Origin of the sequence: Streptomyces sp. NPDC048718, from assembly GCF_043198875.1 — a bacterium.
Lineage (GTDB): Bacteria > Actinomycetota > Actinomycetes > Streptomycetales > Streptomycetaceae > Streptomyces.
Genome location: NZ_JBICVG010000012.1, coordinates 199,167 through 214,460 on the forward strand (window position 1 = coordinate 199,167; position 15,294 = coordinate 214,460).

The following is a 15,294-nucleotide window of genomic DNA, read 5'->3' on the forward strand; positions in this document are numbered from 1 at the left end:
GGGTGCTGCTGAAGCGGCTGACTGAGTACGGGGACCGGATCGCCGACGATCTTCCCGCAGAGTTCTACCGCGAGAAGCAGATCCACTGGGTGCTGGACATTGCCGCAGACGGCCTGACCGCCAAGGCGTTGAACCGCAAGGTGTCCGGTCGTCGGCGTGATCAGGTGGTGAGTATGCCGGTGCCCTACGTCCAGCGGTCCGGTACGAAGGTGCCTCCCTACCTCCTGGTGGACAGCGCGGAGTTCGTGCTCGGGGTCCCGAAGAAGGCCAAGGACGGCAGCGTCACGGAGAAGGACAAGGACGAGGCCACCCGGCGACACGACGCTTACCGCCAGCTTGCCCTCCGATGGGCGGATGGAGCGAAGACCGAACCTGCCGCCCAGGCGGTGAAGTCGTTCCTTGCCACCGGCCTTCCGGCGTTCGACATCCCGCCGGACATGGAGGCGAAGGACACGGTCGCACTCATGGTCGGCACTCGCTGGCTGCACCAGCTGGAGTCCGTGCAGCGCCTGTGGGCCGAGGAGGTGCGGGCCCGTAAGGGCGGCGCCGCGGAGCGCAGGGGGCTGTGTCTGGTGTGCGGTGAACACCGTGCGCTGCTGGCCACGATCCCCGAACCGGTGAAGAAGGGCGCCATCCCGACTGCCGGAGGCAGTAACGAGGGCCAGCTCATCAGCATCAACGCCCCGGCCCAAGGCCGTGGGGGTACCACTCAGCTGGTGAACACCCCGGTGTGCCACCGGTGCGGCGGCAGGGCCATGGCCGTCCTGAACCATCTGCTCGCCTCCGACCGGCACCGCCGCCGCTTCCGTGACGACGGCGTACTGCTGTGGTGGACCAAGCAGGCCGAGCCTGACCTCGCGCTCGACATGTTCTTCGACGACCAGCCAGAAGCTTCCGACATCGAGGACCTCATCGACTCGATGAACGAAGACCCCGACCCCACCGCCGCGGAACTCGTTGACCCGGACGCCTTCTACGGACTATCCCTCGGCCTGAACAACGCCCGCCTCGTCGTACGGGACTGGATCGACGTCCCCCTCGGGCAGGCCAAGAAGAACCTCGCCGCCTGGTACGCCGACCACGGAGTATGGGACGGATGGACCGGCAAGACCCGCTACTTCCCCCTGTGGCAGCTCGCTCTCTCCTGCGGCCGCTGGCAAGGCGAGCGCTACGCACCCGACAGCGCCCCGCGCGGCCTGGAAGTCGATCTCCTCCACGCCGCCCTTCACGGCATCCGCCCGCCGGCCCGGACCCTCGTGCTGCTCCTGCAACGCGTCCACGCCGACCAACGGGTCGACGCGCCACGCCTGGCCCTGCTGCGGCTGCTCCTCAACCGTTCCCCCGACCCCCAGGACCATCTGATGCATCGACTCGACAGCGACAGCAAAGACCCTGCTTACATCTGTGGCCGGCTCTTCGCCGTCCTCGAATCCGTACAGAGCGAAGCGCTCCCGGACATCAATACCACCTTGCGCGACAAGTACTTCAGCGCCGCGGTGAGCACGCCCGGCGTCACCCTGCGGCGGCTGTTCGAGGACTCCGGAGCCCACTTCAAGAAGCTGCGCCGGGACAAGCCGGCCGCCCACTACGCGCTGGAATTTCGGCTCTTTGAGATCTACCGCAAGGTGATGACTGACCTGCCCGGACACCTTGACGACGTCCAGCAGGGCCGGTTCATCATCGGCTACACCCACCAGCGCTACGACGACATCGCGCAGAGGCGGGTTGCCGCGGAACGCAAGAAGGCCACCGTCCCCGAGCAAGGCACCCCCGCATCTACCTCGGACACCTCTGCTTGAACCGGCACCACCACAGACCCGCACTGAAGGAGCATCACCCCGTCATGACCACGGCCCACCTCGACCCCACGCGCAAGCACGACTTCGTCTTCCTCATCGAGGCCGTCGACTCCAACGCCAACGGAGATCCCGACAACGGCGGCCTGCCCCGCACCGATCCCGTCAGCGGCCAGGGTCTGATCACCGACGTCGCGATCAAACGCAAGATCCGCAACACCGTCGCCCTGATCAACTCCATGGAACCCCGCGAGGGTTATGAGATCTACGTCGAAGCCGGCACCGCCCTCAACACCCAGCATGAGCGCGCGTACACCACCGGATCGGCACACGACCAGAAATCCGCGCAGGAATGGATGTGCCGCAACTTCTTCGACGTGCGCATGTTCGGGGCCGTCATGACCACCGGCAAACCCGACAAGCAGGCCGGCCGCGTCCAGGGCCCCGTCCAGATCGGCTTCTCCCGCTCCATCGACCGCATCACCCCGCTCGACATCGGCATCACCCGCGTCACCCCCACCAAAGAAGAAGACCTCAAGGCGTGGCTCAAGCGCACCGAGGAAAAGGACGGCAAGAACAAGGGCAAGGAGACCGAGATGGGCTCCAAGTACATCGTCCCCTACGCCCTCTACCGCGGCACCGGACACTTCAGCGCCCCGCTCGCCCACCGGACCGGCGTCACCTCCGACGACCTCGCCGTCTTCTGGCGCGCCTTCGAGATCATGCTCGAACACGACCGCGCGGCCGCCCGCGCCAACCTCACCCTGCGCGGTCTGTACGTCTTCACCCACGACGACGCCTTCGGCCGCGCCCCTGCCCACGATCTGTTCGAACGGATCACCGTCAAGGCCCGTGACGACGTCAACGCCCGCAGCTTCTCCGACTACGGCACCGTCGAAGTCCGCGACACCGACCTCCCGCCCGGCGTCACCCTGACCACCCTCGTCCCCAGCCCCCTCGGATGACGCCACCCGGCTCCCGGCAGGGCGGAGGGCGAGAACTCCCGCAGGTCTCCCTCTCCGCCCTGGAGCACTACGCCTACTGCCCCCGGCAATGCGGCCTCATCCTCCTGGAAGACACCTTCACCGACGACGCCGCCACCATCCGCGGAACCCACCTGCACCAGCGCGTCGACACCCCGGGAAACAAAGGACGAGGAACCGTCCGAACCCTGCACGCCCTGCCCGTCTGGCACGACGGCTACGGCCTCACCGGCATCTGCGACACCGTCGAACTCCACAACAACGGACGAATCCTGCCCGTCGAACACAAATCAGGCCGGTATATTCCCGGCGGCCCCGCCGACATCCAAGCCGCCGCACAGGCCATCTGCCTCGAAGCGATGTTCCACCAGCCCGTGCCCGAGGCCGCGATCTTCTCCGCGGCCGACCGCCGACGCCACCTCATCCCCGTCGACGACACCCTGCGCACCCGCGTCCTCGACACCACCCACGCCGTACGAACCCTCCTCGAAACCAGCCGCCTGCCCGGCCCCGCCGCCGACAGCCGATGCCGCCGCTGCTCCATGAACACCGACTGCATGCCCAAACTCCTCGCCGGCACCCGCCGCTACACCAAGGCCCTCACCGCCCTCTACACCACAGAATTACAGGACGCCGACGAGTGACCACCGAACTCCTCAACACCCTCTACGTACAAACCCAGGGCGCCGACCTCCGACTCGAACAGGACAGCCTGCGCGTCCACCTGCCCGACACACCAGGTCGCCAGATCCTGCCCCTGCGCCGCATCGACGCCATCGTCCTGTATGGACACATCAACCTCTCCACCGAACTCATCGGCCGGTGCGCACAAGACCGCAGGCCCGTGACATGGATGACCAGAGGAGGCCGCTACCTCGCCCGCCTCGACGGAGCCGTTCACGGAAACGTCCTCCTCCGGCACGCTCAGCACCAGGCACACGCGGACCCCGATGCCCGCCTCGCCATTGCCCGCAACATGGTCGCGGGCAAGATCCGCAACAGCCGCTGGATCCTTCTGCGAGCCGCACGAGACGCAGCCCCCGCACCCAAGACCCGCATGCGTGCGGCCGCCGACGCGCTCGCCGACGGCCTTGCCGCCACCAGTACCTGCCCGTCCCTCGACACACTCATGGGCACCGAAGGCAATGCCGCCCGCACCCACTTCGCAGCCCTGGCGGACACCATCCGGCCCACAGAGGGCATCCCTGCCTTCACCCACCGAAACCGCCGGCCCCCCACCGACCCCGTCAACGCCCTGCTCTCCTACACCTACGGACTGCTGCGCGGACTCGTCCACGGAGCCGCCGAACAAGTCGGCCTCGACCCGTACATCGGATTCCTCCACGGCATCCGCCCCGGCAAGCCCGCACTCGCGCTCGACCTCATGGAGGAATTCCGCCCCGTCCTCGCCGACCGCTTCGTCCTCACCCTCCTCAACCGCCGCCAGATCCGCCCCTCCCACTTCGAGACCACACCCGGCGGCGCCGTACGACTCACCGACGACGGCCGCAAGATCGTCATCACCGCCTGGCAAGACTGGAAAACCCAACCCTGGGAACACCCCCTCGCGGGACGAAACGTCCCCGCCGGCCTCCTCCCAGTGGTCCAAGCCCGCATCCTCGCCCGCCACCTCAGAGGCGAACTCCCCGCCTACCTCCCCTGGACCGCAGCCTGATGGAACTGCTCCTCACCTACGACGTCGACACCACCACACCCGAAGGCCGCCGCAGACTCCGCCGCGTCGCCAAACTCTGCGAAGGCCACGGCATCCGCGTCCAGAAGTCCGTCTTCGAGATCGTCACCGACGACAAGTCCCTCCTCCAACTCACCTACGGCCTCGAAGACCTGATCGACACCGAAACCGACAGCATCCGCATCTACCGGCTACCCCACGCCGGCACAGCAGACGTCCACACCCTCGGCGTAGCCAGCACTCACCCCCATCGTGACGACCTTGTCCTGTAGGCGCGAGACAGGTTCGGAACCTCAAGCAGACACACGACACGCAGACCAGACCCAGGCGAAATGTCTGAATCAGGCAAATTCGCGCATTCGCGATGAGGGTATCTGCATGCGAGCGCTGGTGGTTTTCCCTGATCAACTGGCGTGGCGGTCGCCCCCTGGGGCGGCCGAGGATCGCAACGAGTGGGTCGTGGCCGATCCGGCCTCGCGCTCGTGGTGTGGCGGTCGCCCCCTGGGGCGGCCGAGGATCGCAACGTCGTACCCGGACCGCTGTCCGTGAGGCGCCCACTGTGGCGGTCGCCCCCTGGGGCGGCCGAGGATCGCAACGACGTCGTCGGCGTCGACATCGTGGACCGCCCGCACTGTGGCGGTCGCCCCCTGGGGCGGCCGAGGATCGCAACCACTTCGTCCCGCAGAAGCCCGACGCCGGCGGCATCGTGGCGGTCGCCCCCTGGGGCGGCCGAGGATCGCAACGACGACGATGCGCGCGAGTTCGGCGGCGGTGACGTAGTGGCGGTCGCCCCCTGGGGCGGCCGAGGATCGCAACCCCAACCTGATGGTGACCTCCGAGGGCACCGAGGCCGGTGGCGGTCGCCCCCTGGGGCGGCCGAGGATCGCAACGACGATGCGATGCGCCGGATGAAGCGCGACGACGAGCGTGGCGGTCGCCCCCTGGGGCGGCCGAGGATCGCAACATCGAGGCGATCCTCGCGCACGTCCTCGGCAAGGAAGTGGCGGTCGCCCCCTGGGGCGGCCGAGGATCGCAACCCCATCGCGGCGGCGGCCACGAGGAAAGCGCCCCTCGTGGCGGTCGCCCCCTGGGGCGGCCGAGGATCGCAACTCGAATTCGTCGGCGCGCGACACCTCTTGCAACTCTGGTGGCGGTCGCCCCCTGGGGCGGCCGAGGATCGCAACGGCCCGCTCGGCCGCCGTTCCGTCCGCGTACAGGGCGGTGGCGGTCGCCCCCTGGGGCGGCCGAGGATCGCAACTACGGTCTGCGGGGCAACCCGGAGGGGATGGCCGTGTGGCGGTCGCCCCCTGGGGCGGCCGAGGATCGCAACACGGACCCCGACCCCGTGGTGCGGCTGAGGGCCCGTGTGGCGGTCGCCCCCTGGGGCGGCCGAGGATCGCAACACCAACGTCGTCGGACGTCCCCCCCACAGCCCTGCCAGCGTGGCGGTCGCCCCCTGGGGCGGCCGAGGATCGCAACGCGGTGATCCAGGTGGACTCCAGGATCAGCGTGCCGTGTGTGGCGGTCGCCCCCTGGGGCGGCCGAGGATCGCAACTCCTCACTCAGCATCCGGATCGACGCACCCGCGTCGTGTGGCGGTCGCCCCCTGGGGCGGCCGAGGATCGCAACGCCCGTACCGTCCGCGCCATGTGGCACCGCTCCTCGTGGCGGTCGCCCCCTGGGGCGGCCGAGGGTCGCAACCTGGTCGTGCTCGCGCTCCAGGCGCTCGATCATCTGGTGGCGGTCGCCCCCTGGGGCGGCCGAGGATCGCAACGTCGTACACCGGACCGCAGCTGGCGATGAGCGCGGCGGGTGGCGGTCGCCCCTGGGGCGGCCGAGGATCGCAATGTCTCCCAGGGTGGCGCGAACTCGTGGCGCACCGGCCTGTGGCGGTCGCCCCCTGGGGCGGCCGAGGATCGCAACGGCTTGTCCAAGGTGCTGACCGCACCCCAGGCATTGTGGCGGTCATCCACAGGGGCATCGCAAAGAGGCGACCTGGTGGCGGTCATCCCCCGGGGTGGCCGAGGATCGCAACGCCAAGCTCGGTTCCTTCGGCGGCCTCGGGTTCGCTGTGGCGGTCGTCCTTCGGAGCAGCTGGGGATCGCAACAGGCGGTCTGGATATGCCGCACCGGCTCGTGCTCGGTGGCAGTCGTCCTTCGGGACGGCCAAGGATGGCACCGAACTGGTCAGCGTGTACCCGGAGCTGGTCCGCGCGTGGTGGTGGTCCTCTAGGGCGGCAGCGGACCACGACGCCGATCCTGCAGCGGCTCCGGAGGCCGTCGCTCTTTTTCACGTTTACCGCAGGTCAGCGGCCTATCTGGCAGTCCGTTAGAGGCGCGGTCCCAAGCATGTCCCAGGGGGCCTGAATGACCCTTTTGGGTCACTTGCCGGTCTAGCCCTATCCGGCGGGGCGGGTGAGTCTTTCGGGAAATAATCCCGGCCCTCCGTGACGTTCTCGCTCGGCATAGCTGAGTGGGGGTGGCTGGACCTGAAACTGTTCGACACGACAAACGGCGTGACCGAGGTCACGCCGCATCTGGCTGAGGCCGAAGCTGATGTGCAGGCGCTCGTCGAGAGCGCGATGGAGTCCATGCTCGGGGTCCGATTCCTGGCCACCGAGTACAGCACCGGCCCGGTCCACGGCGGGCGCATCGACTCGCTCGGGCTGGATGAAAACGGGGCGCCGGTGATCGTCGAGTACAAACGGGCGACCGACCCCGGAGTGCTGTCGCAGGGCCTGTTCTACGTGGCCTGGCTGATGGACCACCGGGAGGAGTTCGAGGCCCTGGTTCGCGAGCGGCTCGGGTCGGCGACAGCCGCCGGTGTCCTGTGGAGCACGCCCCGGCTGATCTGCGTGGCCGGCGGCTTCACTCGCTACGACCTGCACGCGGTGCGTGAGCACCGCCGGTCGATCGACCTCGTGCGCTACACGATGCTCGGCGAGCACCACATCGCGCTGGAGACGGTCGCATCGGTCGCCCCCCAGGGCAGCAGGACGCGACGGCAGAGCCTGCGCGGCGGGCGGGGAGCGTCACCGCGCCGGCGGACCGGCGCCATGGCGGAGCTGGCAGCCGTGGTCGACGAGACGCTGCTCGGGCTGGGCGAGGGCGTGACGAAGGTCGAGCGCAAGCAGTACGACGCCTACCAGCGGCTGCGGAACTTCGCCTGCGTCACCGGACGGCAGGACAAGCTGCTGGTGTACCTCAAGGTCGCGCCGGCCACCGTCGAACTCGTGCCGGGCTTCACCCGGGACGTGACCGGGCTGGGCCATCACGGCACGGGCGACCTGGAGGTCCAATTGCGCTCGGAGAAGGACGTGGAGCGGGCACTGGAGCTGTTCCGGCTGTCGTACGCGGCGGCGTAGCACCGTGGTCTTGATGTGAGGGGCGGGCCTTTCGGCGAAGGGACAGGGGGTGGCGGTGTGCCCTCATGGTCCGCGCGATCCCCGGTTTCGGAAACCGGGGATCGTCGCCTATATTGCGCCCGGTTTCTCCGAGCGCCGGCTCGGCCGGAGGTACCGCGTCCTCGGCCTTGTCCTCTGGGGGGCCGTGTCGCTGCTCGGGGGTGACACGGCTCCCAGAGGACGTACGGTTCCCCCGAATGGATGCTTCCCCGCCCGCAGGCGAACTGGTGGCCGCCCGTGATCGTCGGTCAGGGCATGCGTATTGACGAGCAGCACATCGCGGCGCCCGGCCTCGTCGTCCTGGACATCACGGCCGCCGACGAAGGCACCCTCCACGCCGTGATGGATGCCCTCCAGCAGAGGTGGAAGACCTCCGGCATCATGCCGGTACGACGCGTTCCTGGCGAGCCCGGAGTCCGGGCCCGGGTGTATGCCCACTTCGGGTGCGAGCGGTGATTCGCCCGCCGAGGCCGCCCAGCGCCGACGACTTCGGTGGGCACCCTCGCGAGACTGCCTGGACCGGTGCGAGGCGTACCGACCGGAGGTGGCCGTCATGCCCGGGGGCGGGCAGGGCCTCACAGGGTGCGGGGCCGCGGGGTGGTTGCGGGAAGCAGGGGGAGGGGAGTCGGGCGGGGAGCGGGGGCAGGGGCAGGCGTCGAGGGGACGAGACCGACCGCGGTGCCGGCGAGCCGGGCGAGGACCTTGTCGCTGACGCCCGCGGAGAGGCGGATGGCCCACACCGCCTGGTCGGGGCTGTCTCCGCCGTACAAGGTCCACCGGTCCGTGGTGTCGGGGCTGCGGGCGAGGGTGATGGTGCGGTCGGGGGATGTCCAGGTGGAGTGGCCGAGACGGTTCTCCGCGTGCCATCCGGCCCTGCGGAGATTCTCGGTCGGGTCGGCGGGGCCGCCGAAGGGCGAGGCGGCCAGTTCTCGAAGGGCCGCGTCGATGAGGGCGACCGGGGTGTGGGGGGTGAGGGTGGCGGCCCAGAGCCGTTCACCGACGTGGCCGTCGTACTGCGCGATGGTCCAGGCGATGTCGGTGCGGTGACGGGCTTCGTGGTCGAATTCGACTCGCGCGGTCGGATCGCCGAGGGCTGCGAGGGTCTTCAAACCGTCCCAGTTTCGGTATTCCTCCCAACGGGAGCCGGACCTGAGCAGGCCCTGCACGAACTTCCTGTGCTCGCCGGGGCCGGCCGCCGGCGGTGTAGCCGCAGACGGCGCAGTGTGTTCCTTGCCGTGCTCGTCGTCCACCGGGGTGGTGAGGAGATGTCGGAGTGTCTGTTCGAAGTCGGTGAGCGGCGCGGGTCCAGTGCGGACGTCGCCCGAGTGCAACCGGCGGAACTCGGCTATGGCGTCGCCCATGTTGCGATGCATGGAATCGATGTGCCGGAAGTGGTTCTCACCGAGGATGTGGACGCTGTGGCTCTGATCGTCGGTGTAGGTGCCGACGGCTGAGGTCGACGCCCCGCTGCCGGCGTGCAGGTGGATGACCAGGCGGCCGTCGGCGATCGTGTCGTGGATGTTTTGGGCTTCGGCGCCGAGCTGACGGGCATCGGAGCGTGTGGTCCAGCGTTGAACGTCGTCGTTCCAGGTCCACGCTTTGTCGATTTCCTCCTGGAGCGTGGGGGTGATCTCGGTGGTGAACCCGTAGTTGCCCAGCGTCACTTTGGCATGGGAGGTGTAGTAGGGCTCTTCGCGATCGATGCGGGCCAGCACCATCGTCGTCGGCCCGGTGGGGCGGAAGCCGGCTTCGTAGAGGTGGGAGCGGGCGGCGTCGGCGGTCGGACCGGTGATGGTGGCGACGACGGCGGGGTAGTGGTCGGGGTGGAGCGCGAAGCGGACGTGGGCGTCGGCGGCGGCGTGCGGCATAAGGGCCTTTCGGTCAGAGGGCCCGGCAGACGATGGACCGGGCTGAAGAGGGTGGCGGGGTGATGCGGCCGGGGCGAGACCGGCCGTTGCGACGTGGTGGCGTTCAGGTGGTTCGGCCCTGTAACGGGCATGTGAGACGGCGTGACGTCGACGGAAGGGGCGCCGCGGGCTCGTGCGTCCCGCGGCACCGGGGCCCAGGAGTGTGCGCGGTCACGCGCCCTCCAACCCTGCGTGTACGGGTCTGGAACAGCCTCGACCACCCGCCATCGCGTGTGCTCCAGCGGGCCAGGCTGGCCGTGGGGCTGATGGGCAGCTTTCGACTCGCGCACAAGGTCCCCGGCTTGGGGCGCGGCTGCCCCGGATCGGATAAGAACCACATGGTCAGCGGACGCGACCGTGGCGCTGGGGGACGCTGGGCGGAAGCCCTGGAGCGGGCACTGTTCTGGGCGCTGCGGCGGCCGTGGGAGCGGGAGTGAGGGCTACGGCGGAGGCGGCCAGTTCGGCCAGGAGTTCCTCGCCTGCGCCGGAGGAGAGACGGATGCTCCAGGCTGCGCAGTCGAGATCTTTCCCGCCGTACAGCGTCCACCGGGCTTCGGTGGCGTGGGGCGTGTGCTCGAAGACCATGGTCCGGTCCGGTGCGCGCCAGGTCGTTCGTGCCGGATGGCTGGCCGGATGCCACCCGGCATCCCGCAAGGGCTCGTACGGCTCAACGCCGCCGACGGGGGTCGGGGCGTCGAGGTGCTGCAGCAGGGCGCGGATGAGAGCGACCGGGGTGCCGGTGGTGAGAGCGGCGTGCCACACGCGTTCGCCGATGGGGCCGTCGTACTCGGCCACGGTCCAGGCGGTGTGGGTGCGGTGGCGTGCTTCGTGGTAGAACTCGGCGCGGACGGTGAGGCTTTCGTGGGAGGCGATGGTCGCGTCGCCGGCCCAGGTGCGGTACTTCTCCCACTGAGGGTTGTCGTCGAGGAAAGCGGCGAGGAACTCTTCGTGTTCGCCGGGCCCAGCCACCGGCGGGGAGGCCGGTGCCGGGACGCCGATGCTTGTCACGGGCGCCGCTTCCCCGTGGATGACCCGGTGGACGGTGGTCTCCAGTTCGGTGAGAGGGGCGGGACCGGGGTAGACGGCGACGGAGTAGAGCCGGCGGAACTCGGCGTTGGCCTCCGTCTCCTCGTCGAACCGCACCGCGACCTGGCGGAGGTGGTTTTCTCCGTGGAGGTGGACATGGCGACGGACGCCCGTGGCGTAGCTGCCGACCGCGACGGTCGTGTGGCCGTCGTCGGCGTGCAGGTGGATGGTCAGGCGGCCGTCGGCGATGTCGTCGTGGATGCGCTGGGCCTCGGCGCTCACCTCGCGGACCTCCTCTCTGGTGCACCAGGGCATGGGGTAGTTGCCCCACTCCCACTCGGTGTCCATGTCCTCCTGAAGGGACGGGTCGATCTCGATGGTGAATCCGAGCTGTCGCAGCCGCTTGGCTGCCTGGTCGGTGTAGTGGGGCTCTTCGCGGTCGATGCGGGCCAGCACCATCGTGGTCGGGCTGGTGGGGCGGAAACCGAGGTCGTGGAGGTGGGAGCGGGCTGCGTCGGCGGTCGGGCCGCTGGTGGTGGCGACGACGGCGGGGTGGTGGTCGGGATGGAGCGCGAAGTGGACGTGGGCGTCGGCGGGGGCGTACGGCATGGGGGCCTTGTCGGTCAGGGTGTCCGGCCGGCGGCGGGCCGGGGGGACGAGGACGGCGGGAACGGGGAGGGGGAGGTGGTGGTCGGACGCCGGGGTCCGGCCCTCGACGCGGCGGCCTCCGGGCGGGCCGGAACGGGTACGGCCGGGCGGGTTGCGTGCTGCCAGCGGTGGCGGACGGAGGCGAGACCGGCGAGCGCGCGCCGGCTTCCGGCGATCAACTGGTGGACGCCGTTGGACGGGTCGGCCGTGTAGGCGGTGACCTGGTCGGCCGTGTGGCGCGCGCGGGCGAGCAGCGCGTTCTCCACGATCCGGGTTCCCCAGTAGCAGGCCGAGCCGGCGGGGAACGAGAGCAGCGCGACCACCTCGGGCGGGGTGATCCCGGCGGCGAGAACACCGCGGACCTGCGCCTCCCACAGCACGGTGACCGGGTCGATGGCCTCCTCGCGGTGCGCGAGCGCGGCCACGCACTTCCACAGCCCCCCACGGGCGGGGCTGGCGAAGTCCTCGGCCGCGAGCCACCGCATCTCCTTCACGCCGGCGGGACAGCTCGTGGCGCTCGCCAGCAACATCAGCTCCAGGTGCTCGGCCTCCTCCAGGTCGACCGGCGGCACCGACGGCGGCGCGGGGGTGCGCGGAAGAGACGCGGAGGCGGCGGGGAAGCGGCTCGCGACCTCGTCCAGGTGCCGGGCGAGCGCGTCGGCCGCGGCCAGAACGTACGCAGGCCGGTCCGGGACCGTCGCGTCGTCGGCGGCCAGGGCAAGGCGCGCGGCATGCAGACGGATCGTCCGGCGAGCGTGCTCGGAACGGACGATCGCCGCGTACGCGACGGCGTGATCACTGCGAGGGCAAGCGGTGATCAGCGCGTGCGCGAACGACGGAGTCAGCCCCGCGGCCTGCGACTGGGCCTTGGCCAGGACGGCGTTCAGCCACTCCAGCCCGGACCGCGTGCTCGGCTGCGGCGGCGCCGGCACGGCCCGCATCGCGGCGAACACGGCCGCGTGGAACGGGCTGTCGAACGCCGCCGGCTCCAGATCCAGCTTCTCCAGCAGCGCCGGCTCCAGCAGGATCGCGCCCAGCAGCGCCCGTTCCGCATAGTGGCCCGCAGAGCGGTCCTCGTGCTCGTACGGTGCCTCGTCGTCGAGGGCGGGAGCATCGGGCATCAGGCGGCCAAGATGAAGTCGTCGGCGGTCAGGACACGGCCGAGGTGCGGGGCGAGCAGGTGCGCCGCGAGCCGCGGCGGGACTGCGTTGCCGATCTGGGAGAACTGCTGGCCCTTGTTGCCCTGCCACGGATGGTCGGCGGGGAAGGACTGCAAGACGCCGGCCTCGGCGGCGGTGATCCGTATCGGCTCCGGCGCCGCCCCCGCGACGGTGTGCGGAGCGTCGGAGCGGGCGACCCAGGTGCACTCGTTCGCACGGTGCCCGAAGAACAGCGTCCCCGCCGGCTCGTCGATGCCCCGGACCGTGGCGTTGGTCTGGTTGTTGCTCCGCAACGACCACGACCAGTCCGCCTGCCGGACCAGCGGCGATGCGGCGGCGTGGGGTGCCCAGGTGCCGCGCTCCCGTGCGTCGACCAGGCTCTTGCGGGCACCGGACGGGAACGGCTCGGGGCCGCCGCCAGGCCCGCCTCCGGCGCAGACGGTCGGCACCGGACGGTCGGTCGCACCCCAGCCCAGCGCCTCGGCCATCGACATCCACCGCTGCCGGCCCGGCCCGAACAGACCCTCGGGCTCCGCGTGGCGGGCGTGCGTCGGGGGCGGAGGCTCGGCGGTACGGACGCGGGAGGCGAGGAGGATCGCCCGCCGCCTCGTCTGCGGTACACCGTAGTCGGCCGCGTTCAGGATCCCGGACCACACGGAAAACCCCCAGCCCCGCAGGATCTGCGCGTACTGCCGCCACAGCGGCAGCACGTCGGGCACCTCCTCCATAGCGATCCACTCCGGCTCCCCGACCGTGTTCAGGGCGTGCAGGTAGCGCATCGGCTCGGCCGCGAGAAGAGAGCGCTCGTCGCGGCAGGCGGTCAGAAGCTTCTCGCGGGTGTCGAGGCCGACGGAGAGGTCGGCGACGGCCTGGTGGACGAACGGCTGGTCGACCAACCCGAGACGCTTACCGGCCCTGGACCACGCCTGACAGGGCGGGGAGGCGATGAACCCTCGCGTCCGGCACACGAATGGGCCGACCGGATACATCGCGACGTCCGTACGAACCGTGAGCAGGCCGGCCGCGGCACGGGTCCGGCACGCCCACTGGTCCCACTCCAGACCTATCTCCCGGACCCCGAGGCGGTGCAGCGGGACGCTCCAGCCGCCCGGACCGGCGAACAGGTCGAGCACGAGCCTGGTCATGCGACGAGCCCGAAGTCGTCGCGCACCGCCTCCGGTTCGGCGCCACCGCGGCAGGCCCACGGGGAGCAGCCGTTCGCGACACCGAGCTCAGCCTCGTCGATCTCCCCGGCCGTGAGAGCCGCGCGTTCGGCGGCGGTGACGTGGTCGATCGGGGCCTGGCCGAGCGGAACGCGCGAGCGGTGCAAGAACGCCTCGCCGAGCAGCGCCGTGCCGGTGGCGTTGGCGCGGGCGTTCCCCTTCCGGATTGCCGCGTCGAAGGCGACGACGTCCGTCCACTCGGCGGGGGCGGTGTCCCGGATGTGCCGCCACTGCGCGTTTCCGTGAAAGGGACACCCCAGGCAACTCGACTTCGGAGTGTCGGCCAGGCCGAGCGACGTGAGGTACCGGACGCAGTCGGAACGGGACCAGCCCATGTCGATCAGCGGATGCCGGTTGCGCATGTACTGCACGCCCGCGTCCTTGGCGCGGTGGAATTCGTCGGTGGATATGCCGATCCACTGCTCGGCGAATACGTCCTTCGGGACGCGTGCGGGGTACGGGTATCCGAGAAGGTCCCGGACCTTCTTCTTGATGGGCTTCACCTTGTATTCCCCGGTGCACTGCCGCCGGGTCATCCCGGGACGGCCGTCCCTGTTGAGAATGTAGAGAGGCATGGAAGCGAAGTGGTGCTCGGGATTGAGGGCGTCGTCCCGAATATTCCCGGAGGAAACACGGAAAATGGGTATGTCGGCCGGGGTGGCTATCTCGCGTTCGAGACGGTTGAGGTGATCGTAGACAGCCTGGGGTTCCCACCCGGTGTCGGCGAAGATCGCGTAATCGACCTTCGGGAGAACGCCTTCGGCGGACAGGGCGAGGAGGGTGCTGGACTGGATTCCTGCTCCGAGGGAAAGAGCGCGGAAGGCCGGCTGGGTGGAGGTAGGGGAGGCGGTGGGGATGGTAATTTCCTTGAAGATGAGGGCGTGTGATCAGTGCAGCGGTGGGGTGTTGGAGGCGGCCGGGGCGGCGGGTGAAGGGTCAGGTGGCTCAGCGGCTCTTCGCCGCGCGTGGTGTCACGCCGGGACCTGCCGGGGGAGGCGGGCTGGTGGGCGCGGGGAGGCTTGGCCTGGTGTCGGTGGCGTGGGGTGACGGGGTGGTGGCTCGTACGCGGGTGGGCGACGGCGCCAGCTTGACGGCCGCTTCCCGCAGTTCGCCTGCCGCCGTTTCGGAGGATTGCGTCAGCCGCCTCGCGGCATCCGGAAATGACCTCTTCGGACCTTCTGGTAAGACGTTCCAAGTCCGGCGAGCTTCCGCTGTGCGGGGGATAGGTGGTGAAATTGAAGAATGCCACCTCGGAATGCATGCGGCCGAGTTCGGTCACGGCCTCACCCAATGGAATGAAGGCGTCGCCGAAAGCGTCGATGGCCTTCGCCTCGTCGCTGGAAATATGACCGGCGAGGCGGCGACTTACCTCGTCGCTGACCGCGGTGATGATTCCGGTCAAGGTGTGAACTGGAGCGAAGGCGGCGCTCACGCTTGGAATTGATGCGGGCAGG

13 protein-coding genes and 1 CRISPR repeat array are annotated in these 15,294 nt (G+C 69.8%); of the genes, 8 read left to right on the forward strand and 5 right to left on the reverse strand.

Going from position 1 to position 15,294, the window contains the following annotated elements; genetic code table 11:
* Positions 1 to 2: 2 nt before the first annotated feature.
* From cas8c to ACGFRB_RS23280, 7 genes are all read left to right on the forward strand, one after another.
* Positions 3 to 1,799 carry a type I-C CRISPR-associated protein Cas8c/Csd1 gene (gene cas8c, locus ACGFRB_RS23250; protein ID WP_393245517.1) on the forward strand — a complete coding sequence of 599 codons (1,797 nt, stop codon included), beginning with the start codon at positions 3 to 5 and terminating at the stop codon, positions 1,797 to 1,799.
* Positions 1,800 to 1,843: 44 nt separating this feature from the next.
* The gene (gene cas7c, locus ACGFRB_RS23255; protein WP_393245519.1) at positions 1,844 to 2,761 is read left to right on the forward strand and encodes a type I-C CRISPR-associated protein Cas7/Csd2; all 918 of its coding nucleotides are present in this window, start codon (positions 1,844 to 1,846) and stop codon (positions 2,759 to 2,761) included.
* Entirely contained in the window at positions 2,758 to 3,423 is a 666-nt protein-coding gene (gene cas4, locus ACGFRB_RS23260; RefSeq protein ID WP_393245521.1) for a CRISPR-associated protein Cas4, read from the forward strand. The genes cas7c and cas4 overlap by 4 nt, the downstream gene beginning before the upstream one ends.
* Positions 3,420 to 4,454, forward strand: coding sequence for a type I-C CRISPR-associated endonuclease Cas1c (cas1c, locus tag ACGFRB_RS23265; RefSeq protein ID WP_393245523.1), 1,035 nt, complete (start codon positions 3,420 to 3,422; stop codon positions 4,452 to 4,454). The genes cas4 and cas1c overlap by 4 nt, the downstream gene beginning before the upstream one ends.
* Positions 4,454 to 4,744, forward strand: coding sequence for a CRISPR-associated endonuclease Cas2 (gene cas2, locus ACGFRB_RS23270; protein WP_393245525.1), 291 nt, complete (start codon positions 4,454 to 4,456; stop codon positions 4,742 to 4,744). Before cas1c ends, cas2 begins: the two co-directional genes overlap by 1 nt.
* A 141-nt stretch (positions 4,745 to 4,885) precedes the next feature.
* A CRISPR array of direct repeats spans positions 4,886 to 6,467; the repeat unit is 37 nt; unit sequence GTGGCGGTCGCCCCCTGGGGCGGCCGAGGATCGCAAC.
* Between the two features lie 521 nt (positions 6,468 to 6,988).
* Positions 6,989 to 7,837 carry a transporter gene (locus ACGFRB_RS23275; protein WP_393245527.1) on the forward strand — a complete coding sequence of 283 codons (849 nt, stop codon included), beginning with the start codon at positions 6,989 to 6,991 and terminating at the stop codon, positions 7,835 to 7,837.
* A 294-nt stretch (positions 7,838 to 8,131) separates the two neighbouring features.
* Positions 8,132 to 8,332: a DUF6207 family protein gene (locus ACGFRB_RS23280; protein WP_393245529.1), complete on the forward strand. Its 201-nt coding sequence runs from the start codon at positions 8,132 to 8,134 to the stop codon at positions 8,330 to 8,332.
* Positions 8,333 to 8,451: 119 nt separating this feature from the next.
* Here ACGFRB_RS23280 and ACGFRB_RS23285 read toward each other — a convergent pair whose 3' ends face one another.
* The 5 genes from ACGFRB_RS23285 to ACGFRB_RS23305 all read right to left on the reverse strand — a co-directional run bounded on the left by ACGFRB_RS23285 (position 8,452) and on the right by ACGFRB_RS23305 (position 14,634).
* A complete protein-coding gene (locus ACGFRB_RS23285; protein ID WP_393245531.1) occupies positions 8,452 to 9,744 on the reverse strand; it encodes a DUF317 domain-containing protein in 1,293 nt (430 codons plus the stop codon).
* A gap of 381 nt (positions 9,745 to 10,125) precedes the next feature.
* Positions 10,126 to 11,418: a DUF317 domain-containing protein gene (locus ACGFRB_RS23290; protein ID WP_393245533.1), complete on the reverse strand. Its 1,293-nt coding sequence runs from the start codon at positions 11,416 to 11,418 to the stop codon at positions 10,126 to 10,128.
* A 14-nt stretch (positions 11,419 to 11,432) separates the two neighbouring features.
* Positions 11,433 to 12,578, reverse strand: a complete 1,146-nt coding sequence (locus ACGFRB_RS23295) for a DnaB-like helicase N-terminal domain-containing protein (protein WP_393245535.1) — start codon at positions 12,576 to 12,578, stop codon at positions 11,433 to 11,435.
* Positions 12,578 to 13,762 (reverse strand): DNA cytosine methyltransferase, encoded by a 1,185-nt coding sequence (locus ACGFRB_RS23300; RefSeq protein WP_393245537.1) that lies wholly within the window; start codon positions 13,760 to 13,762, stop codon positions 12,578 to 12,580. The genes ACGFRB_RS23295 and ACGFRB_RS23300 overlap by 1 nt, the downstream gene beginning before the upstream one ends.
* A complete protein-coding gene (locus ACGFRB_RS23305; RefSeq protein WP_393245687.1) occupies positions 13,759 to 14,634 on the reverse strand; it encodes a hypothetical protein in 876 nt (291 codons plus the stop codon). The genes ACGFRB_RS23300 and ACGFRB_RS23305 overlap by 4 nt, the downstream gene beginning before the upstream one ends.
* Positions 14,635 to 15,095: 461 nt before the next feature.
* On the opposite strand from ACGFRB_RS23305, the gene ACGFRB_RS23310 reads away from it, so the two are divergent.
* On the forward strand, positions 15,096 to 15,284 hold the full coding sequence (locus ACGFRB_RS23310; protein ID WP_393245539.1) for a hypothetical protein: 189 nt from the start codon (positions 15,096 to 15,098) through the stop codon (positions 15,282 to 15,284).
* Positions 15,285 to 15,294 lie beyond the last annotated feature (10 nt).

Excerpts from the sequence above, each read along its gene's own strand:
- ACGFRB_RS23310 (WP_393245539.1), top strand. The coding sequence starts at position 15,096 with ATGCATGCGGCCGAGTTCGGTCACGGCCTCACCCAATGGAATGAAGGC.
- ACGFRB_RS23285 (WP_393245531.1), bottom strand. The coding sequence starts at position 9,744 with ATGCCGCACGCCGCCGCCGACGCCCACGTCCGCTTCGCGCTCCACCCC.
- ACGFRB_RS23290 (WP_393245533.1), bottom strand. The coding sequence starts at position 11,418 with ATGCCGTACGCCCCCGCCGACGCCCACGTCCACTTCGCGCTCCATCCC.
- cas2 (WP_393245525.1), top strand. The coding sequence starts at position 4,454 with ATGGAACTGCTCCTCACCTACGACGTCGACACCACCACACCCGAAGGC.
- ACGFRB_RS23295 (WP_393245535.1), bottom strand. The coding sequence starts at position 12,578 with ATGCCCGATGCTCCCGCCCTCGACGACGAGGCACCGTACGAGCACGAG.
- cas4 (WP_393245521.1), top strand. The coding sequence starts at position 2,758 with ATGACGCCACCCGGCTCCCGGCAGGGCGGAGGGCGAGAACTCCCGCAG.
- ACGFRB_RS23280 (WP_393245529.1), top strand. The coding sequence starts at position 8,132 with ATGCGTATTGACGAGCAGCACATCGCGGCGCCCGGCCTCGTCGTCCTG.
- ACGFRB_RS23300 (WP_393245537.1), bottom strand. The coding sequence starts at position 13,762 with ATGACCAGGCTCGTGCTCGACCTGTTCGCCGGTCCGGGCGGCTGGAGC.
- cas7c (WP_393245519.1), top strand. The coding sequence starts at position 1,844 with ATGACCACGGCCCACCTCGACCCCACGCGCAAGCACGACTTCGTCTTC.